20 protein-coding genes are annotated in these 21,554 nt (G+C 51.6%); 19 read left to right on the forward strand and 1 reads right to left on the reverse strand.

Features of this window, described 5'->3' with window-relative positions:
* Positions 1-76: 76 nt before the first annotated feature.
* The 18 genes from yfmF to EDM54_RS01925 all read left to right on the forward strand — a co-directional run bounded on the left by yfmF (position 77) and on the right by EDM54_RS01925 (position 19,606).
* Complete coding sequence (gene yfmF, locus EDM54_RS01840; protein WP_122957667.1) at positions 77-1,372, forward strand: EF-P 5-aminopentanol modification-associated protein YfmF; 1,296 nt, start codon at positions 77-79, stop codon at positions 1,370-1,372.
* 1 nt (position 1,373) lies between these two features.
* Entirely contained in the window at positions 1,374-2,666 is a 1,293-nt protein-coding gene (gene yfmH / locus EDM54_RS01845; RefSeq protein WP_031932893.1) for an EF-P 5-aminopentanol modification-associated protein YfmH, read from the forward strand.
* Between the two features lie 9 nt (positions 2,667-2,675).
* Positions 2,676-3,410 (forward strand): elongation factor P 5-aminopentanone reductase, encoded by a 735-nt coding sequence (gene ymfI, locus EDM54_RS01850; protein WP_024983819.1) that lies wholly within the window; start codon positions 2,676-2,678, stop codon positions 3,408-3,410.
* Positions 3,411-3,500: 90 nt separating this feature from the next.
* Positions 3,501-3,770, forward strand: a complete 270-nt coding sequence (locus tag EDM54_RS01855; protein WP_003385789.1) for a DUF3243 domain-containing protein — start codon at positions 3,501-3,503, stop codon at positions 3,768-3,770.
* 124 nt (positions 3,771-3,894) lie between these two features.
* Positions 3,895-4,674 (forward strand): YmfK family protein, encoded by a 780-nt coding sequence (locus tag EDM54_RS01860; protein WP_003385788.1) that lies wholly within the window; start codon positions 3,895-3,897, stop codon positions 4,672-4,674.
* Between the two features lie 18 nt (positions 4,675-4,692).
* The gene (locus tag EDM54_RS01865; protein WP_003385787.1) at positions 4,693-5,601 is read left to right on the forward strand and encodes a RodZ domain-containing protein; all 909 of its coding nucleotides are present in this window, start codon (positions 4,693-4,695) and stop codon (positions 5,599-5,601) included.
* 114 nt (positions 5,602-5,715) lie between these two features.
* Positions 5,716-7,062, forward strand: a complete 1,347-nt coding sequence (rimO, locus tag EDM54_RS01870) for a 30S ribosomal protein S12 methylthiotransferase RimO (RefSeq protein ID WP_003385786.1) — start codon at positions 5,716-5,718, stop codon at positions 7,060-7,062.
* Positions 7,063-7,638 (forward strand): CDP-diacylglycerol--glycerol-3-phosphate 3-phosphatidyltransferase, encoded by a 576-nt coding sequence (gene pgsA / locus EDM54_RS01875; protein WP_003385785.1) that lies wholly within the window; start codon positions 7,063-7,065, stop codon positions 7,636-7,638.
* A gap of 53 nt (positions 7,639-7,691) precedes the next feature.
* On the forward strand, positions 7,692-8,942 hold the full coding sequence (locus EDM54_RS01880) for a competence/damage-inducible protein A (RefSeq protein WP_122957668.1): 1,251 nt from the start codon (positions 7,692-7,694) through the stop codon (positions 8,940-8,942).
* Positions 8,939-10,525, forward strand: a complete 1,587-nt coding sequence (locus tag EDM54_RS01885; RefSeq protein ID WP_003385783.1) for a DEAD/DEAH box helicase — start codon at positions 8,939-8,941, stop codon at positions 10,523-10,525. Before EDM54_RS01880 ends, EDM54_RS01885 begins: the two co-directional genes overlap by 4 nt.
* Before the next feature lie 162 nt (positions 10,526-10,687).
* The gene (gene recA / locus EDM54_RS01890; RefSeq protein ID WP_003385782.1) at positions 10,688-11,746 is read left to right on the forward strand and encodes a recombinase RecA; all 1,059 of its coding nucleotides are present in this window, start codon (positions 10,688-10,690) and stop codon (positions 11,744-11,746) included.
* Between the two features lie 65 nt (positions 11,747-11,811).
* Positions 11,812-12,453, forward strand: a complete 642-nt coding sequence (locus tag EDM54_RS01895; protein ID WP_003385781.1) for a regulatory protein RecX — start codon at positions 11,812-11,814, stop codon at positions 12,451-12,453.
* Between the two features lie 306 nt (positions 12,454-12,759).
* A complete protein-coding gene (gene rny, locus EDM54_RS01900) occupies positions 12,760-14,286 on the forward strand; it encodes a ribonuclease Y (RefSeq protein ID WP_003385780.1) in 1,527 nt (508 codons plus the stop codon).
* 251 nt (positions 14,287-14,537) lie between these two features.
* Positions 14,538-15,332 (forward strand): TIGR00282 family metallophosphoesterase, encoded by a 795-nt coding sequence (locus EDM54_RS01905; protein ID WP_122957669.1) that lies wholly within the window; start codon positions 14,538-14,540, stop codon positions 15,330-15,332.
* A 117-nt stretch (positions 15,333-15,449) separates the two neighbouring features.
* Positions 15,450-15,710 carry a stage V sporulation protein SpoVS gene (spoVS, locus tag EDM54_RS01910; RefSeq protein WP_003385776.1) on the forward strand — a complete coding sequence of 87 codons (261 nt, stop codon included), beginning with the start codon at positions 15,450-15,452 and terminating at the stop codon, positions 15,708-15,710.
* Positions 15,711-15,856: 146 nt separating this feature from the next.
* Positions 15,857-16,795, forward strand: coding sequence for a dipeptidase (locus tag EDM54_RS01915; RefSeq protein WP_003385774.1), 939 nt, complete (start codon positions 15,857-15,859; stop codon positions 16,793-16,795).
* Between the two features lie 194 nt (positions 16,796-16,989).
* Positions 16,990-18,768, forward strand: a complete 1,779-nt coding sequence (locus EDM54_RS01920) for a 2-oxoacid:acceptor oxidoreductase subunit alpha (RefSeq protein WP_003385773.1) — start codon at positions 16,990-16,992, stop codon at positions 18,766-18,768.
* On the forward strand, positions 18,740-19,606 hold the full coding sequence (locus EDM54_RS01925) for a 2-oxoacid:ferredoxin oxidoreductase subunit beta (RefSeq protein WP_003385771.1): 867 nt from the start codon (positions 18,740-18,742) through the stop codon (positions 19,604-19,606). The genes EDM54_RS01920 and EDM54_RS01925 overlap by 29 nt, the downstream gene beginning before the upstream one ends.
* 99 nt (positions 19,607-19,705) lie before the next feature.
* On the opposite strand, the gene EDM54_RS01930 is transcribed toward EDM54_RS01925, so the two are convergent.
* Entirely contained in the window at positions 19,706-20,746 is a 1,041-nt protein-coding gene (locus tag EDM54_RS01930) for a YkvI family membrane protein (protein WP_003385769.1), read from the reverse strand.
* Between the two features lie 52 nt (positions 20,747-20,798).
* On the opposite strand from EDM54_RS01930, the gene EDM54_RS01935 reads away from it, so the two are divergent.
* The gene (locus tag EDM54_RS01935; protein WP_122957670.1) at positions 20,799-21,554 is read left to right on the forward strand and encodes an MBL fold metallo-hydrolase; all 756 of its coding nucleotides are present in this window, start codon (positions 20,799-20,801) and stop codon (positions 21,552-21,554) included.

A 21,554-nucleotide genomic window follows, 5' to 3' on the forward strand; every position in this document is an offset into this window, starting at 1 on the left:
GGAGTGATCTTTGCTGAACCCCCTTCCAATTGGTTACAATAGAGGGGAGTAAGTCGACGGAGAAGGGAGTTTGGCCATGAGCGAAAGCGTAAAGGAAATTTCATTTCATACCACCGCTTTGAACGGTATAAACGTACATATCATGCCTACAGCCAAATTTAAGACAACGACAATCGTGACCATGATCGAACAAGAGCTTTCAGAGGAAACCGTCACGAAGACGGCTCTGCTGGCGATGGTGATGAAGCGGGCAACAGCCCGATTTCCGGAGACCAAGCAGCTTCGTGAGCATCTGGATTTTCTTTACGGAGCGATCTTTGATGTGGACGTTGTGAAAAAAGGCGAGCGGCAAATCCTCCAGATCTACATGGAGGTCCTAAACGAGAAGTACCTGTCCCAGGAAAACGCTCTTTTGGAAAGCGCGATCCGCTTTGTGGGCGACGTGCTGAGCCGTCCCTATCTGGAAGGGAATGCATTCGCGGAAAAATACGTTGCACAGGAAAAAGAGACGCTGCGCAAGCGGATCGAAAGCCTGATCGACGACAAGATGAAATACGCCAACCAGCGCGTGACGGAAGAGATGTGCCAAGGCGAGCCGTTTGCTCTCCTGGCCCAAGGGCGGACGAAGGATCTTGCCGGCATCAGCGGCGAAAGCTTGTACGCCCATTTTCAAGAGCTGATGAGCCACAGTCCGATCGACATTTTTGTAGTCGGAGACGTGGAGCAAAAAGAGGTTGAGGCGGCAATCGGCAAATTCGTTCAGCTTGACCGCAAGGATGTCAAGCAAATCGGGCCGACCAAAGCAAAAAAACAGGTTGCCGAAGAGCGTGTCGTGATCGACAGGCTGGAAGTAAATCAGGCCAAGCTGAACATTGGCTGCCGTACCCAGATCAGCTATGCGGATGAAGACTACCCGGCGCTGCTTGTGTACAACGGCGTATTGGGCGGCTTCCCGCACTCCAAGCTGTTTGTCAATGTGCGCGAAAAGGCGAGCCTCGCTTATTACGCGGTCTCCAGACTGGAGAGCCACAAGGGTATCATGATGATGATGTCCGGGATCGATGTGAAAAACTTCGACCGGGCTGTCACGATTATCAAGGAACAACTGGAGAGCATGAAGCAGGGAAATGTCGGTCAGGAGGAGCTTGAGCAGACGAAGGCGACACTCTCCAACCAATTTCGCGAGCTTCTGGACAGTGCCCGGATGATGATCGACTTTGCCTATAACGGCGTGATTAGCGGACGCAAGCGGCATCTGGAGGAGTTGCTCGCCCAGATCAACGGGATCACCGTCGAGGATTTGAAGCGGGTAGCGGCACAGGTGGCCATTGACACGATATACTTGCTGCGGGACAAGAAGGGAGATGCCTGATATGCAGACGACCGTATTTGAACAGCTGAATGAGACTGTCTACGAGGAAAAGCTACCAAACGGACTGGCTGTCTATCTGGTGCCCAAGCAGGGATTCAGCAAGACCTACGCTGTATTTACGACTCGTTACGGCTCGATTGACAGTCACTTTCGCTTGAAAAACGGCGAAGAAGTGCATGTTCCAGACGGGATTGCCCACTTTCTGGAGCACAAGATGTTTGAGAAGAAAGACATGGATGTCATGCATGAGTTCAGTAGAAATGGTGCCTCGTGCAACGCATTTACCAGCTTCAACCGGACCGCGTACCTGTTTTCTTGCACGGAAAACCTTGACCGCAATCTCAATCTGCTGCTTGATTACGTGCAAGAGCCGTATTTTACCGAGGCCAGCGTAGAAAAAGAAAAGGGCATCATCGGTCAGGAAATTACGATGTACGACGACAATCCGGATTGGAAAGTGTACATGAACCTGTTGAAAGCCATGTACCAGAAGTTCCCGATCAACATTGAAATTGCCGGGACTATCGAATCCATTTCCCATATCACCAAGGATACGTTGTATCAATGCTATGAAACGTTCTACCATCCTGCGAACATGGTGCTGCTGGTAGTCGGTTCCTTTGATCCGGAAACCGTGATGAAATGGGTGCGCGACAACCAGGCAGCGAAAGAATTTCCGCCAACGCCGGTCATCGAGCGCTTGTTTCCGCAGGAGCCGTCTGCGGTCGCCAAAGAGCGCATAGAATTTCAGTTGCCGGTAGGCTTGCCCAAATGCCTGATCGGCTATAAGGAAAAAGCAGACGGTCTGACGGGAGAGGCCTTGTTAAAGCGCGACCTGACCACTAAACTGGTATTGGACATCGCGTTCGGCACCAGTTCTTCGCTCTACCAAAAATGGTACAACGAGGGGCTGATTACGGAGAGCTTTGATTTCGACTACAGCGGAGAAAAGGAGTACGGCTACTCCATTATGGGAGGAGATACGCCTGATCCCGACAAGCTCGCGGCACAGATCAAAGAGGGAATTCGCCAATTGCAGCAGGCTGGAATCAACCAGGAAGACTTTGAACGGGCGAAACGGAAAAAAATCGGGCTGTTCCTCCGTTCGCTCAATTCGGTTGAGTTTATCGCCAACCAGTTTACCAGCTACAAGTTCAACGGGAACGAGCTGTTCTCCGTGGTGCCGACGCTTGAGTCGATCACCCGCGAAGACGTAGAAGCGCGCATGAAGGAGCATTTTGTTCCCGAGCAAATGGCTGTCTCGATTGTTCGTTCCGCTTCGCCACAGGAGTAGTGAAGGTTTATGTACAGTACGCCGCCATGGGCATTGGTTACGGGAGCCTCCGGCGAGATCGGGCAGGCGATCAGCCTGGCTCTCGCCGAAAGAGGCATCCCGCTTTACCTGCATTATCATCAGTCGCCGCACAAGGTAGAGCCGATCCTTCAGGCTTGCCATGAAAAAGGGGTCCCGGCCTACGCCTTTCAGGCTGATTTGCGTCAGACTGACCAGATCGCCGGGATGTTCGCAGCAATGATCACCCCACCGCTGCTCATCGTCAACAATGCATCGGTCGATCACGTAGGCCTTTTTGCTGACGTGTCGCCCATGCAGTTCGATGACTTGATCGCGACCAACGTACGGTCCGCATTTTTTGTGACCCAGGCTGCACTGCCCGCTATGCTTCGCGAGCGCTTTGGTCGGATTGTCAACATCTCCTCCATCTGGGGGATGACGGGAGCGTCCTGCGAGGTGCTTTACTCGCTTGGCAAGGGAGCGGTCAACTCCTTTACGAAGGCGCTGGCCAAGGAGCTCGCGCCAAACGGCATTACCGTAAACGCGGTTGCCCCCGGTGCCATACAGGGCGGCATGATGAACCGGTTTTCACCCGAGGAAGTGAGTATGCTTGCAAGCGAGATTCCGGCCGGACGTCTGGGCACGCCAGAGGAAGTTGCGGCCGTCGCAAGGTTTTTGCTTTCTGCGGAAGCCGGTTACGTGACCGGGCAGATCATCAGTCCGAACGGCGGTTGGTACGCGTAGAAAATCGTGCATATTTTTCCCTGCTTGTTGGAACTCTACCAATGTAACGGTCGCATAGGGGACCGCAATGCATAGGAGGAGGGAAAATACATGTCAGTTCTTGACAATTTTCGCGATTGGAAAGCGTTTCTCGGCGAGCGGGTTGAGCAGGCGAAGCAAGCGGGGATGGAGAGCGACACGCTGCAAAATGTAGCCTATCAAATCGGGGGCTACCTGGCTGAGCAGGTCGATCCGAAAAACGATCAGGAACGCCTGCTGAAGCAGCTCTGGGACGCCGGCGACGAAGAGCAGCAGAAGGCGCTCGCTTCTCTGATGGTCAAGCTGGTCCAAGATCCAAACAATGTAAATCGCGGCAATTAAATAGGGTCGTAATGAATCACAAATCCCCGTCTTTTGGGGATTTTTCTTTTCCGTCCATTGTCGATTATTCGGAACGTGTTATACTACTTAGGAAGAGAAATTTGGGTGTCGGAGAGGATCGGGCATGGAAGCGCAAAAAGAGTGGTACATGGAATACGAAATTTCAAAAAATCGCCCCGGTTTATTGGGAGATGTCGCATCCATTTTGGGGATGCTCGGGATCAACATCGTGACGATCAACGGTGTTGACGATATGCGAAGGGGAATGCTGCTCACGACGGATGATGACGAGAAAATGGAAGTTCTGCGCAATGTTATCCAAAAGATGGACAAGATAACGATAACGCGGTTGCGTCCACCCACGATGCTCGACCGGTTGGCGGTTCGGCACGGCCGTTATATCGAGCGTGACAGCGAAGATAAAAAGACATTTCGTTTCGTGCGGGATGAGCTGGGCTTGCTCGTCGATTTCATGGCAGAGATTTTGAAGCGGGAAGGACATCAGCTCATCGGAATCCGGGGAATGCCTCGCGTAGGCAAGACGGAATCGATGATTGCCGCCAGTGTTTCTGCCAACAAGCGATGGACCTTTCTTTCCTCAACCCTGCTCAGACAGACGGTCCGCAGCTCGCTTGCCATTGATGAGATGTCCGCTGATCATGTATATTTGATTGACGGGATTGTTTCCACCATGCGTGCGACAGAGAAGCATCATTCTCTCCTGCGGGAAGTCATGAGCTTTCCGGCAGCCAAAATTATCGAACATCCCGATGTCTTCGTGCGGGAGTCGGAGTACGAACTGTCAGAGTTCCATTACATTATCGAGCTGCGGCAGCACCCTGATGAGGAAATTACATACGAACTGATCAACAACCGCGGATTCGACAATTTTGACATGACATAAGATGAAGGAGGGTAAGCTGTGTCTGAGCTAGGTCAAGTACTAAAAGAGGCCCGCGAAGAAAAAGGAATTACGCTCGACGACATTCAGCGGATCACAAAAATTCAACGGCGTTACTTAGAAGCCATTGAAAGGGGCCATTTGCACGTACTGCCCGGCCACTTTTACGCGCGCGCGTTCATCAAGAGCTATGCGGAAGCTGTTGGGCTAGATCCAAACCATATCATGAGCCATTTCCAGTCGGACCTGCCAGCCCAACCTCCACAGGAACAATTGGAACGGCTCCGCCGGCGGCGAGTCGCTACAACAAGCAATCCGCTTCAAGCAGGCAAGTGGGTTACCAAGACGCTGCTGGTGCTCTTTGTAGGGCTGATCATCGGGGTTATTTACGTAGCTGCTGTCAATAGCGACGGGTTTTCGACGCAGCCGGTTCCCGGAGGCAATTTGAATCCAGGGGCAGAGGTTGTAGGACCGGGCCAGGCAGGAAATCCGACACCAGTGCCACAAGTGCCACAGGCGCAAACCCCCAATCCGCCTGCTGTAACGCCGGAAACAACGCCGGATAACGGTTCGACAGCACCGGTTGTTCCGGAGGAGGTGCCGCAGTCGGTACTGACGTTTGAATCCCAGCAAGGTTCTCTGTACAAGTACACCCTGACTGGCGGCGACAAAATCAAAGTAAAAATAAAAGCGGTTGGAGAAAACTGCTGGTATGGCGCGGCGGAGGCGAAGACGACGAAATTCCCGAAACAGGGTACGCTGACCAAGGATCAGGAAGTTGAGATCGAGCTGGGAAAAACAGCGTATATACGTCTTGGCAAACCGGGTGCAGTGCAAGTGACCGTCAACGGAACGGCATTGGATACATCAAAACTGAAGTTCATGCCATCCAACGTAAGCATCACTTTGGGGCAGCCAGTCACTGAGTAGGCAAGCATTTTGCTTGCCTTTTGCGCGTTCTTCAACTTTGACACTCCGTTGTAGCTTATATTATACTGTATAGGTGTAATCTGGGCTGGTGTGACCAATTGGAGGAAATGAAGGATGACAGAGAAGGTAGGCTCACGAGAAAAAGTTGCGATCGTAACATTGGGCTGTGAAAAAAATCTGGTCGATTCGGATATGATGGCCCATTTGATAGATGAGAAAGGCTACGAACTGGTCGACAATCCTGATGAAGCGACTGTCGTCATCGTCAATACCTGCGGTTTTATTGATGCTGCCAAGGAAGAATCGGTCAACAAGATTCTCGATATGGCCGAGCTGAAAGACTCCGGAAAGCTGAAATCGCTGGTAGTGGCAGGCTGTCTCACGCAACGATACAAAGAGGATATCCTGAACGAGATTCCCGAGGTGGACGGAATTGTCGGTACGGGCGACTTCATGTCGATCACCGGCATTATCGAGGAATCACTTGCAGGAAAACGTCCGGTCTATGTGGGCAATCCCATTTTTACGTACGAGGAAGTAGTCAAGCGGAAAGTAAAAGCAGGCACCTACTCCGCTTATGTGAAAATTGCCGAGGGCTGCGACAACGCCTGTACGTTTTGCAGCATTCCGATCATGCGCGGAGGATTTCGCAGCCGCACGATCGAATCCATTGTGGAAGAAGCAAGGCATCTGGCCGAACAGGGCATTGTCGAAATCAGTCTGATTGCGCAAGACTCAACCAATTACGGAACCGATATTTACGACGGAAAACACATGCTTCCCGAGCTGCTGAACCGCCTGGCAGAGGTGGAAGGGATAGAGTGGCTGAGGCTTCACTACGCTTATCCGGGCTTCTTTACGGACGAGCTGATTGACGTTTTCGCCTCCAACCCGAAAGTATGTAAATACGTGGATATGCCCCTGCAGCATTCCGAGGACCATGTCCTTAAAAAAATGCGCCGCCCAGGACGCCAGCGGGATACACGTGAACTGGTGGCCAAGATCCGGGCTCAGGTGCCGGATGTGGCTCTCCGTACATCTCTGATCGTCGGTTTTCCGGGTGAGACCGAAGAGGATTTCGAGCGGCTTTGCGAGTTCATAAAGGACGTGAAATTCGATCGGTTGGGTGTGTTTACTTACTCCAATGAGGACGATACACCAGCAGCACGGCTTCCTGACCATGTCGATGAAGAAACAAAGGAAAAGCGAGCAAACATTCTGATGGAGATCCAGCGGGAGATTGCCGCTGAGCGGAACGGACGTTTTGTCGGTCGCGAACTGGATGTTTTGATCGAACGTTACGAAGGGCGCAATGACATTTTCGTCGGTCGCACCCAGTACGATGCACCGGAAATTGACGGTGAAGTGTTTGTTTCCGGCTACAAAGGCGAGCTGGGCAAGATCGTGAAAGTAAAGATTACGCACTCCTACGAATATGACTTGGCCGGGGAGGTAGTCTAGGTGAATCTCGCCAACCGCATCACCCTTGCCAGGATTTTCCTGGTGCCCGTAGTCATGTTTTTTCTGCTGGTGCGTTACAATATCGGGAGTTTTACCATCGGCAGCCTGACGATGACCTACAACGAGCTGATTGCGGCATTGGTTTTTATCCTAGCGGCCAGTACGGATGGTCTAGACGGCTACATCGCCCGTAAAAGAAAAATCGTTACCAATTTGGGGAAGTTTCTCGACCCGCTGGCTGACAAATTGCTGATCTCTGCGGCCTTGATTTCTCTCGTGGAAATGCAAAGGCTGGAGGCATGGATTGCGATTATCATCATCAGCCGGGAGTTTGCTGTTACCGGTTTGCGTCTCGTCGCAGCGGCAGAGGGACAGGTAATTGCAGCCAGCGCCTTGGGCAAAATAAAAACGTGGATTCAGATCGTGGCGATCACGGCCGTGATTATCCGCAACTTCCCGTTTGCTATTTTTGGGATTCCATTTGATACAGTAGCGATCTGGGCCATGGTAGTGATCACTCTATACTCGGGCTATGACTACTTCGCCAAGAATCGCAACGTAATCCAATACTCGTAAGAAAACGGGTATTGGACTCTTTTTTCAATCCTCAAAGAGAATGGATGAGGGGCATGAAAGCGGAGATTATTGCTGTTGGAACAGAGCTTTTACTGGGGCAGATCGCCAATACCAATGCGCAGTTTTTGTCGCAAAAATTGGCGGAGATCGGCGTAGGAGTCTATTTCCATACGGTTGTGGGCGACAACACCGAGCGGCTGATGCAGGTCATCAAGCAAGCTTCTGTCCGCTCCGACCTGATTATTTTTACCGGCGGTCTGGGCCCGACTCAGGACGATTTGACCAAGGAAACGGTCGCGGCACATATTGACGCCGGACTTGTGACTGATCCTGTGGCGATGGAACGCATTGAATCGTTTTTTCACCAGCGCGGCATTGTCATGACAGAAAACAATCGCAAGCAGGCGCTCGTTTTTGACCGCGGGCAGGTGTTTCCGAACGACACGGGGATGGCGCCGGGGATGGCAGCAGAGCACAATGGCCGTACATTTGTACTTTTGCCGGGGCCGCCGAGCGAACTGTACCCGATGGCCGATCGGTACGTCATGCCTTATTTGATCGGCTTGCTGCCGGAGCAGCAGGTGGTTCACTCCCATGTCCTGCGTTTTTACGGGATTGGCGAATCCGCGTTGGAAGAACAGCTGCTCGATCTGATTGAAAGCCAGGAGAATCCGACGATTGCCCCTTATGCCAAAGAGTTTGAGGTTACACTGCGGATTACGGCACGGGCAAAAACGGTGGCCGAAGCAGAGAAGCTGATCGAGCCGGTCGAGCGGGAGATTTACAGACGTTTGGGCGAATTTATCTATGCCAAAGGGGAAACCTCTCTCCACGAGGTCCTTGTAGAAGAGTTGAAACAAAACGGGAAGACCATCGCATGCGCCGAGAGCTGCACAGGCGGCAAAGTCGCCTCGCTAGTTACCTCCGTTCCCGGCAGTTCAACAGTCATGCGCGGGGGAATCGTATGCTATACGAACGATGCCAAGCGCGAGCTGGTCGATGTTCCCCAAGCTGTACTCGACACTGACGGAGCGGTAAGTGAGCAAACAGCAAGGCTGCTTGCCGAAAACGTGCGTCAAAAACTGCGCGCGACCTGCGGCATTTCGGTAACCGGTGTTGCCGGTCCGGACCCTTCAGAGGGCAAACCCGTGGGACTTGTTTACATTGGAGTGGCAATAGATGGACTGCCGACTGTTGTCAAAGAGCTCCGACTTGCCGGCAGAAGACACGCTATCGTGGGACGTGCTGCCAAATTTGCTTTATTCTACGCGCTTCAGCGACTAAAGAAAGGTGAACGTATATGACGATTTTTTCTGATTTTCCTTTACATAAATCAATTGTGCAAGCCATCTATGACATGGGCTTCGAGGAGCCGTCACCGATTCAGGCGGCGTGCATCCCGAAAGTGCTTGAGGGCGGAGACCTGATCGGTCAAGCCCAGACGGGTACGGGAAAAACAGCAGCATTCGGGATTCCGCTCGTGGAAAAAGTGACGCAAGGCAACAGAGTGCAGGCCATTGTATTGACGCCGACGCGCGAATTGGCCATTCAGGTAGCAGGCGAACTGATGCGAATTGCCAAGTACAAAAAAATCCGCACCCTGCCGATCTACGGAGGACAATCGATCGGCCACCAAATCCGTGCGCTTCGTCAAGGCGTGCAAGTGGTCGTGGGGACTCCGGGACGCGTGCTCGACCACCTGCGCCGAAAAACGCTCAGACTGGAAAATGTACATACACTCGTACTGGACGAAGCAGACGAAATGCTCGACATGGGCTTCGTGGATGACATCGAAACGATTATCAACCACCTCCCGGAAGAGAGACAAACCTTGCTCTTCTCCGCAACCATGCCTCCTGAGATCAAACGCCTCGCCAGCCGGTACATGAAGCAGCCGGAAACGATTGCAGTGAGCCGCGAGGAAGTGACCGCTCCCCTGATTGAACAGGTCTACTACAAGGTTTTTGACCGCAACAAGGTAGAGAGCCTTTGCCGCATTCTGGACAGCGAAGACGTCGAGCTTGGAATCATTTTCTGCCGGACGAAAAGAGGCGTAGACGAGCTGACAGAGGTGCTCCAGACACGCGGATATTTGGCGGACGGATTGCACGGGGACCTCTCTCAGGCGCAGCGGGACAAAGTAATGAATGCGTTCCGTGAAGGCTCGATCGAGTTCTTGATCGCAACTGATGTAGCTGCCCGCGGGATCGACGTCGGAAATGTCTCTCACGTCATCAACTACGACATTCCGCAGGACTCCGAGAGCTATGTCCACCGGATTGGACGCACGGGCCGCGCCGGACGCAAAGGTATCGCCATGACGCTGGTGACCCCTCGCGAAATGAGACAAATGATGTTTATCCAGAAACAGACGAAAGCGCAGATCATCTCCCGCAATGTTCCGTCCCTGGAGGAAGTGGCGGAGCGCAAGCAGGAGCAGCTAAGAGAGCAACTGATCTCGCTTCTGGAAAACGATACGATCGCCGAAATGTACGCGAAGGTCGCAGAATCGCTGACGGAACAGTATCCTCCTGAAAAGGTGGCAGCCGCAGCCCTGCATCTTGCCTTCCACAGTGAAATTGGCGAAACGGAAGAGGCTGAAGCCTACAACTTTGGTGAAACCGGCGCAGCAAAAGGCATGGTTCGTTTCTTCCTGAATGTAGGGCGCAACGCGAATGTTCGCCCGCAAGATTTGGTTCGCGAAATCTCCGAGTCTGTCGGCATCCCCGGCAAGGCAGTCGGCCGCATCGACATTTTCGAAAACTTCACGTTTGTCGAGGTGCCTGAGGAAGTGGCGCCGTTTGTATACGAGTCGCTGCGCCAGACGCGGATAAACGGCAAGCGGATCAACCTGGAGCCTGCAAAGCCGCGCGGCAAGCGCTCCTGATCCTTCTGCAAGGCTGGAAAAAACCACCGAGCCCCGCATTTCGGGCAGGTGGTTTTTCTATGCGAATATTTGTTCGCAAAAAATACTTGGCAAACCCTTCTGTCTCGATGTATGATGAAGACAAGAAGATAACAGTAACGATTTGGAAAGGGAGTGTCGTATTTGTCAGACCGCCGCGCCGCTTTAGAAAGTGCATTGCGTCAAATAGAAAAACAATTTGGTAAGGGTTCCATCATGAAGCTGGGGGATATGGCGAACGTTCAAGTTTCCACCGTATCCACTGGCGCTCTAGCCATTGATATTGCTCTCGGTGTGGGAGGATTCCCGCGTGGCCGAATTATTGAAATTTATGGACCGGAATCTTCCGGTAAAACGACTGTCGCCCTTCATGCGATTGCAGAAGTACAGCGTCAGGGAGGACAGGCAGCATTTATCGATGCGGAGCACGCACTCGATCCTGTTTACGCCGCCAAGCTGGGCGTCAACATCGAGGAACTGCTGCTGTCCCAGCCGGATACTGGCGAGCAGGCTCTGGAAATCGCGGAAGCGCTGGTTCGTTCAGGCGCGGTAGACATCATTGTCGTCGACTCCGTTGCGGCACTCGTACCGAAGGCTGAGATTGAAGGGGAGATGGGCGATTCGCACGTCGGTTTGCAGGCCCGTCTGATGTCGCAAGCTCTGCGCAAGCTCTCCGGTGCCATCAACAAGTCCAAGACGATTGCGATCTTTATTAACCAGCTGCGTGAAAAAGTAGGGGTTATGTTCGGAAACCCTGAAACAACGCCTGGTGGACGAGCTCTGAAGTTCTATGCCAGCGTTCGCCTGGATGTCCGCAAGGCTGAATCGATCAAAGTAGGCAATGACGTGATCGGCTCCAAAACCAAGGTGAAGGTCGTCAAGAACAAGGTAGCGCCGCCGTTTAAGACTGCGGAAGTGGACATTATGTACGGCGAAGGGATTTCCAAGGAAGGAAGCATTCTTGATATCGGTGCCGAAATCGACGTGGTGCAAAAGAGCGGAGCATGGTATTCTTTCAATGATGAGCGTTTGGGCCAAGGCCGTGAAAATGCCAAGATCTACTTAAAGGAAAATCCGGCAATCGCAGCCCAAATCGAGGCCAAGGTACGTGAATACTACAGCCTGAACCCAGGTTCCATCCCGGCAACCGAACCGGTCGTCGATCCTGAGCAAGATGAGGAACCGATGTTCGATCTGGAGTAAACTGAAAATGTGGCAGCCTGTCGCTCTAGACAGGCTGTTCCTGTTTTGTGAGAGGGGAGAAGCCGATGAAGAGCGGCAAGATCACCGCTGTTCACCGCGATATAAAAAATAAGCATCGCTATCATTTTTATATCGGTGATGAACTGGTTTTCTCGGTCCACGAAGATATATTGGTAAAGTATCAGCTTGCCAAAGGCGTAGAAGTAGACGATGGGTTTGTGCGGGAAATCCTTTTGGCTGAGGAAGAGCACAGAGCATTTTTGCTTGCCCTGCGCTATTTGGGGATCAGACCGCGTACTTCCCAGCAGGTAGTCTCCTACCTGCAAGAGAAAGGGTATCCGCTGGAAGTGGCGGAAACTATTGTGAATCGATGCAAGCAAATGGGATATATCGATGATCAGGCCTTTGCGAGGCAATGGGTAAATGAACGGCTGCGGTTAAAGCCGAGAAGTCCGATGATGCTGAGGATGGAGCTGAAACAGCGGGGGATCGACAAGGAGACAGCCGAAGGAGCGATGAGCACAGTCACCAGAGACGATGAGCTTGGTGCCGCACGTGCACTGGTTCAAAAGAAACTGCGCCGCTTCGAAGGGGAATTAGATCGAAACGACGAGCAAAAAATTCTGGCCATGCTGTACAGGAAGGGATTCTCGCAATCAGTCATTCAGGAGATTCGCCGAGAGCTGAGAGAGCACGGTGCGGACTAGAATGGCTCCATTTGCATGTTCTTGACAATTCTTGTTCACAAATAATAAAATAGATATGTATTTACTAGCTGTATCATACCTTTTCGCTGATTTGATCGCTCGTACCCAGTGAACAACTGAAGAACCGTACGGGATGTACGGATTCAGCGGACCGAGTAAAATCGGTCCTGTTTTTTAGCCTTTCGTAAGAGCGATAGAACAGCAGTACGCCGTGAATAACGAATGCTTGGAAAGCGGGGAGATGTCTTACCACAAGGAGGTGAAACAAGAAAGCCTATGAGTGCCATTTTTGAAAACTCCATAGTTATGATGATTGTGCTTGTTGCCGTGCTGCTTGTCGGACTTGCCATTGGCTACTTCGTACGCAAATCCATCGCGGAGGCAAAAATCTCCAGCGCTGAGGAAGCGGCACGACAGATCGTGGAAGAAGCCAAACGGGACGCGGAAGCCGTCAAGAAGGAAAAGGTGCTGGAAGCGAAGGATGAAGTATTCAAACTTCGTTCCGAAGCAGAGACGGAACTGCGCGAGCGGCGCAACGAGATCCAGCGCCAGGAACGCCGCATTCTGCAAAAGGAAGAGGCGTTGGATCGCAAAATGGAACAGCTGGAGCGCAAGGAAGAAGAATTGGCCGAACGCGACAGAACCATTGCGGACATGCAAAGCAAGGTGGAGCACTTATATAAAGAGCAGGTTTCAGAGCTGGAGCGCATCTCCGGTTTGACGCAAGAAGAAGCGAAAACCATCATTCTGACTGAGGTAGAGCACACGGTTCGCCACGAGATGGCCGTCATGATCAAAGAGATCGAGACCCAAGCCAAAGAGGAAGCCGACAAACGCGCTCGCGAAATCATCACAACGTCGATTCAACGTTGTGCTGCAGATCATGTGGCGGAAACAACCGTTTCGGTCGTCACGTTGCCGAACGATGAAATGAAAGGGCGAATTATCGGTCGAGAAGGACGAAACATTCGCGCGTTGGAGACACTTACCGGGATTGATCTTATCATCGACGATACTCCAGAAGCCGTTATTTTGTCAGGGTTTGACCCGATTCGCCGGGAGATTGCGAAAACCGCTCTGGACAAGCTTGTTGCTGACGGACGTATCCATCCGGCTCGTATCGAGGAAATGGTTGAAAAGGCTCGTCGGGAAGTGGATGAGAGAATTCGTGAGTACGGAGAACAGGCTACTTTTGAAACAGGTGTTCACGGCCTCCATCCAGATCTGATCAAGATCTTGGGACGCCTGCGTTACCGGACCAGCTATGGTCAAAACGTGTTGAAGCACTCGATGGAAGTTGCTCATCTCGCCGGTTTGATGGCAGCGGAATTGAAAGAGGACGTGAAGCTTGCAAAACGGGCAGGCCTTTTGCACGATATCGGAAAAGCAATCGACCACGAAGTGGAAGGTTCCCACGTGGAAATTGGCGTCGAGCTGGCCAAGAAGTACAACGAACATCCTGTGGTTATCAACAGTATTGCATCTCACCACGGAGACACGGAACCAACTTCTGTTATCGCCATGCTGGTTGGAGCCGCGGATGCTCTGTCGGCCGCACGACCAGGTGCGCGCCGCGAAACGCTGGAAACCTATATCAAGCGTCTGGAAAAGCTGGAGGAGATCTCCGAGTCGTTCGATGGCGTGGAAAAATCTTACGCCATTCAGGCTGGACGCGAGATTCGCGTCATGGTGCAGCCTGAGAAAATCGACGATGCCGAAGCAACTCGTCTGGCACGTGAGATTACGAAGCGAATTGAAAATGAACTTGACTATCCAGGTCACATCAAGGTTACCGTTATTCGTGAGACCAGGGCAGTCGAGTATGCAAAGTAAAGTGGCAGATGCCACTTTACTTTTTTTTATCGTCGCTGTGGGGAATGAGCGGAGTCATAGTTGCTGCCCTTTTTCGAGCGAATAAAATGCTTCTTCATCACAAAAGAGCCAGCAGCGGCGCGTCAAAAGCTTCGATGGCCGAAATGTTTACGACCGTGCAAAGCCGTTGCGGAAGTGCCGGCGCCAAGAGAAGGGCCGCTTTTTTTTCTGCGAGCAAGAAATGCTATACTAGTACTTGAGGTGAAGGCGAAATGAAACTGCTGTTTATTGGAGACATCATGGGATCTCCTGGACGAGACATCGTCAAAACGTATCTTCCATTAATGAAAAGAAAGTACCAACCCGCTTTTGTGGTTGTAAACGGAGAGAACTCTGCTCACGGAAGAGGGATAACAGAGAAAATTGCCAAGGAGCTGTTTGGCTTAGGCGTCCATGCCATTACAATGGGAAACCACACTTGGGATAACAAAGAAATATTCGACTACATCGACGGTGAGCCTCGCCTGATCCGTCCCGCCAATTTCCCGCAGGGAGCTCCGGGCAACGGGATTACGTATATCAAGCAATCAGAAGGAGAGCTGGCGGTCATCAATCTGCAGGGCCGGACTTTTCTGCCGCCGCTGGACTGTCCGTTTCAAACGGCGGATCAGCTTGTAGAGCAGGCGCGAAAGCGTACCAAATACATCTTTGTCGATTTTCATGCGGAGGCAACCTCAGAGAAACAAGCGCTAGCTTGGTATCTGGACGGCCGGGTTACCGCGGTAGTCGGCACGCATACCCATGTGCAGACAGCGGACGAGCGGGTTCTCCCGCAGGGTACAGGCTTTTTGTGTGACGTCGGGATGTGCGGTCCGATGAACGGTATTTTGGGTATGGATCGCGAGGCCGTCATCAGAAAGTTCATGACCCAGCTTCCTGCGAGATTCGAGGTAGCCGGGGAACCGGCCCAACTGAACGCTGTGCTCATAACCATCGACAAAGCAACAGGGAATGCGAAGAAACTAGAGAGAATCCGAATTGACGCCGACCATCCATTTATGGAATAATAAGAATAAGATTTGAATTTTTTGAATCTTTCATGTGCAGTTGCAGGAATTTTTAGGGGTTATGCGAATATCATTCTAATGATGAGAGGATTCCTATCAGACGGGAGGTTCAAAAGGATGGAAGTATTAAAAGTTTCAGCAAAGTCTAACCCCAACTCCGTTGCTGGTGCCCTAGCAGGTGTGCTTCGCGAACGCGGGGCGGCTGAGATTCAAGCCATTGGCGCCGGGGCACTTAATCAAGCTGTAAAAGCAGTAGCAATCGCACGAGGGTTCGTAGCGCCGAGTGGTGTTGACCTCATTTGCATTCCAGCCTTTACCGACATCGTGATTGATGGAGAAGAGCGCACAGCAATCAAGCTGATCGTAGAACCCAGATAATTCCTAACTGAACATGCTTTGGACTGCCTGTTTGTTCGTAGAATGAACAGGTTTTTTTCATGTATACGAAAGCAGGGCAGGTATGGTACGGTTTGATTTGAGAGTGATGCATGTCAGAGAGCTTCTATAGATATGGAGGGGTGGCTGTGGGGATTTTTGATGCCCATTGCGACGTGTTGTCCAAGCTGTGGGAGAGACCGGAGCTTGATTTTTACCAGGGGCATGAGGAGCTGCAGGCAGGTTTCCCTGACCTCCAAAAAGGGAATGTGGATATACAAGTGCTCGCTTGCTACGTGCCGCAGCATGTTCCGTTCGGAAGGCGCTTTCAGGCCGTGCTGGAGATGCTTGACCTGTTTCATGAGCGCGTGGCGAGTGAACAGTTCCGTCCAATTCTAAGCAACGCTGATTTGGAGGAATGTGTATTAAAGGGAACCAAAGGGGCTATTCTGTTTGTAGAAGGCGCGCATGCACTGGAAGAAAGCCTGGTTCAACTGAGAACTTGGCACCGTCTGGGTTTGCGAGGCATGACCTTGACCTGGAATCACGGAAATGCCGTGGCGTCAGGCTGCCAGGAACCGAATCCGGGAGGCTTGACAATGTTCGGCAGAAAGGTGATTGCGGAAATGAATCGCCTGGGGATGGTGATCGATCTCTCGCATGTGGCCGAGCCCGGTTTCTGGGATACGCTGGAGCTGTCGAAAGATCCGGTCATCGCTTCCCATTCCAATACCCGCAGCATATGTGATCATCCGCGCAACCTGACCGATGAGCAGATCAAAGCGCTCATTGCCAATAAAGGCGTGATGGGCCTGACCTTTGTAGACTTCTTTGTCACCTCGGAAAAGAGAACGGTCTGGATCGACGACCTGCTTCGTCACTTGGATCATGTTTGCGCTTTGGGAGGAGTCGACCATGTTGCTTTCGGCTCCGATTTTGACGGCATCACGACAACCTTTGGAGACCTTGCCAGAGCGGGCGATTACCACAATCTGGTGAATGCGCTCCAGAAGCGTTATAAAGAGGCGGAAGTACAGAAATTTATGCGTGAAAACTGGTTGCGTGTTTTCCGAAACGTGCTACAATAGTCATTGAGAACATTAATGTACCAAGTTCAACGTTTTATTCAGGTCAAAGTTAAGTTGAGTAAAAGCACTTGCTTTTTTGCATGGCTCGGACTACAATTGGTACAGTCTATGCACAATTTTGTCACATCTTATCGGAACCTGTCGTGTAAGGTGGGGCAGCTTTTTCTCACAGTCACTGAAAGGGTGGAATCTGAATGATTAGTCAACTTTCCTGGAAAGTTGGAGGACAGCAAGGGGAGGGTATCGAGAGTACTGGTGAAATCTTCTCGATGGCCATGAATCGGATGGGCTACCATCTGTACAGCTATCGCCACTTCTCTTCCCGTATTAAGGGTGGACACACCAACAACAAAATTCGTGTGAGCACCAAGCCTATGCGCGCAATCTCCGACGATCTGGACATCCTCGTTGCTTTCGACCAGGAGACCATTGATTTTAACGCTCACGAGCTGCGCGAAGGCGGTATCATCATTGCGGACGCGAAATTTAACCCGAAGCTGCCGGAAGGTCTGAAAGAAGTTCGCTTCTTTACCGTTCCTTTGTCCGAGATTGCAGACGAACTGGGTACGTCCCTGATGAAAAACATGGTGTCCATTGGTGCTTCCAGCGCGATCCTCGGCATTCCGGCGGAAAGCTACCGTAACATTGTTGAAGATATGTTCCTCCGCAAAGGCGAAAAAGTAGTCGAAAAGAACATGGAGGCTATTCGCCGCGGATTTGACTTTGTCAACGAATTGACGGGTGGACAACTCCCTGAATTCCAACTGGAGAAGGCTGAAGGTCAAAAACAATTGTTCTTGATCGGAAACGACGCGATTGCCCTCGGTGCAGTAGCCGCAGGCTGCCGTTTCATGCCTGCATACCCGATTACTCCGGCTTCCGAAATTATGGAATATCTGATCAAAAAGCTGCCGAAGTTTGGCGGTACTGTTATTCAGACTGAGGACGAAATCGCTGCCATTACAATGGCTATCGGCGCTAACTTCGGTGGCGTTCGCGCGATGACTGCTTCTGCAGGTCCTGGTCTGTCCCTGATGATGGAAGCAATCGGTCTGGCAGGTATTACAGAGACACCGGTTGTGATCGTGGATACACAACGCGGCGGCCCATCTACAGGTATGCCTACCAAGCAAGAACAATCCGATGTAAACGCAATGATCTACGGTACTCACGGCGATATTCCGAAAGTCGTTATCGCGCCGAGCACGGTTGAAGAGTGCTTCTATGACACTGTGGAAGCGTTTAACATCGCGGAAGAATATCAGCTCCCAGTCATTCTCATGACCGACCTGACACTCTCTTTGGGTAAACAAACCGTTGACCCATTTGACTATAGCAAGGTTGAGATCCGCCGCGGAAAACTGCTGGCTGGACAAGAACTGCCTGAAAAAGAGCAGAACGACCTGTTCAAGCGTTATGAAGTAACGGAAGACGGCGTTTCCCCGCGTGTTATTCCGGGACAAAAATACGGCTTGCACCACGTTACAGGCGTTGAGCATGACCAGACGGGTCGTCCATCTGAGAACGCAGCTAACCGTGTCGCTCAAATGGATAAGCGCATGCGCAAACTGGAAGGCGTGCTGAAAACCTTCAAAAACCCAGTCGTATTCGATGCGAAGCACGAAGAGGCTGATGTATTGATCGTAGGAATCAACTCCACGATCGGTACGATCCAGGAAGCAAAAGCTCGTCTCGAAAACGAAGGCGTAAAAGTAAACCATGCACAAATCCGTTTGATTCATCCATTCCCGGCTGAACAACTGAAAGCGCATGTTGAAAAAGCAAAACAAGTGATCGTAGTTGAACATAACGCACAAGCGCAAGTAACCAATCTGCTCAAACAGCACGTCGGACACGCTGAAAAGATCCAATCCGTGCTGAAATACGACGGAAACCCGTTCTTGCCGAAGGAAATCTATAGCGAAGTTAAGGGGCTGATTAAACATGGCGACTTTGAAAGAGTTTCGCAATAACGTAAAGCCAAACTGGTGCCCGGGCTGTGGAGACTTCTCCGTACAGGCATCGATTCAACGCGCTGCTGCTAACGTAGGTCTCGAACCTGAACAATTGGCAGTCGTATCCGGTATCGGGTGCTCCGGACGTATTTCCGGTTACATCAATTGCTACGGCTTCCACGGCGTGCACGGTCGTGCACTTCCAATCGCGCAAGGTCTGAAAATGGCGAACCGCGAGCTGACTGTTATCGCTGCCGGCGGTGACGGTGACGGTTTCGCGATCGGTATGGGCCACACTGTTCATGCGATCCGCCGCAATATGAACATCACCTATATCGTAATGGACAACCAAATCTACGGTTTGACAAAAGGTCAAACGTCTCCACGTTCCGCGACCGGTTTCGTAACCAAGTCGACTCCGGCTGGTTCGATTGAATCTGCCATTTCTCCAGTTGAATTGGCTCTGTCTGTCGGCGCTACCTTTGTAGCCCAATCCTTCTCCAGCGACCTGAAAGGGTTGACTGAACTGATCGAAATGGGTATCAAGCATGAGGGCTTCTCTCTGATCAACGTATTCAGTCCTTGTGTAACCTACAACAAGGTAAACACCTATGACTGGTTCAAAGAAAACATTGTGCCGGTAGACACCATCGAAGGCTATGATCCGCATGACCGCATCAAAGCGATGGCTACTTCCATGCAGTACAAAGGCCTGTTGACCGGTCTGATCTACCAAAACACAGAACAAAAAGCTTACGAGCAGCTGGTAACCGGATTTAAAGAAGAATCCTTGGCTGGTCAAGATATTCGCATGAGCGAAGAAGACTTTGCGAAACTGGTAGCTGAATTCGCGTAAGCATGCATATTCGCACCTTTTGATGAAAAGCATGAGAAAAACCTCTCCGGGTGATGGAGAGGTTTTTTTGATGGCTGCGGAGTGCTCTTCCAGAATGCGTCACGATGTCGGTTTCCCGCGGATTTGCTGGATAAACAGCATCAGGAGGAACAAGATTACGAGTTGTCCAAACATGGGATAAAGAAGACGAAGCAAGGGACCAAAACCGATGAAGCTGATGGCGTATCCGACCAGCAGGATGCCTGCTACAATCGTATAGCGGCGTAGGCCTGTTGCCTTCTTGATCTGTTCGGAGAGGCCGAAAACATTCGCGACGAGCGTTGAGAATATTTCCGTGTAGACCAAAATCGAGAAGAAAAACGGAATCCCTTTGCCGAGGCCCTGCAGCAGAGCGATCATGGGCATCTCTGCGTGGCCGATCGCCGGCATGCGAACGGACATCGAAGCATAGGCCAACAGCAAAAGAATGCCAATGCCCAAACCGCCCAGTATGCCTCCCCATATCAGCGGTCTCTCGCTAAAGCTGTGACGACCGATTGGAACGAGCACAGCTTGTGTCAGCGAGATATTTAAGGCAACATAGTAGAGAGGGGAGCTCAGCCAGGCCCAAGGCTTGACGGCTTCGATCAGGGGCTCGTCATCCAGCCAAGGCCGGGAATATAGAAATACGAGCAGGGTAAAGCCGATCAAAAGGGGGACGAACAAGCTGTTGACGGAATGAATGGCAAACAAGCCTTTTCGTGCCACCAAAAAAATCAGGATCATGCTTACCCAAATCCCGAGCTGCGGAGATAATTGGAAAGACTCCAGGAAGACAGCTCCAGTTGCAGCCAGCATCACTGAGGTTGTTCCAAACAACACAGTCAAGAGCAGCATGTTGAAGATAGTACCGACGGGTCGTCCAAACAAATAGGTACTCAGGTCCTGGTAAGAATCGGCCTGAATCCGATAGGATAGCACCATGACCCGGATTCCGCCCCAGATAAACAAGCCGGTGGCAAGCAGAATGCCTACCAGCCCCTGAGAGCCATACTGAACAAAAAACTCAACAATTTCTTTGCCGGAAGCAAAGCCTGCTCCCACCACCGTACCGATATACGTAAAGGCAATTTGCAGTGCGGCCTTCCAAGAACGCTGCATGACAAACCTCCTGTCCCACTTACTTCATCCTATGAGAGAGGAAGCGATGAATATGCTCCTTACTGTCCTGGGGTTTCAGTCCCCTTATCCGGGCCCTGCCGGAGCGACTCCCGGCTACCTGATTCAGACCGCATATACCAACCTTCTGCTCGATTGCGGGAGTGGTGTATTAGCTCAGCTTACCCGTCATCTGCCGGTTTACGATCTGGATGCGCTCATCCTTTCCCATTATCACCATGATCACGTAGCCGATGTCGGCGTATTGCAGTACGGCCTCATGGTCCATCAATTATTTGGCCAGCGGGACAAAGAGTCTCCGCTGCCGATTTACGCTCCGGGCAAACCTGCTGAAAAAACGGCGGAACTGGTGTACCGCGATGCGACTCGTTTTTACCCGGTAGATGAAACGACAACTTTGACGATCGGGGATATCCGCGTCTCATTCCTCCGCACCGATCATGGAGATGGCGACCCTTGCCATGCAATCCGATTGGAATCGTCGGGAAAAACGATTGTATATGGAGCAGACAGCGGTCCGGGAACGGATTGGACACCGTTCGCCAGCCAGGCCGATTTGTTTATTTGCGAGGGTACTTATCTGGAGCGAAACAAGCCTGCACGCCCAAATGGACATCTGAGCGTTGGGCAGGCGGCGGAATGGGCGGAGAGACTGCGCTGCGGCTCCCTTCTCATCACTCATCTGTTTCACGAGTACACAGAAGAGGAAGTGCGGCAAGAAGCGAAAGCGTACCGGAGCGGCACTTGTTATGTAGCAAAAATCGGTTTGCAGATAGATCTATCGGTATAG

This window comes from Brevibacillus borstelensis (genome assembly GCF_003710865.1).
GTDB classification, from domain to species: domain Bacteria; phylum Bacillota; class Bacilli; order Brevibacillales; family Brevibacillaceae; genus Brevibacillus; species Brevibacillus borstelensis.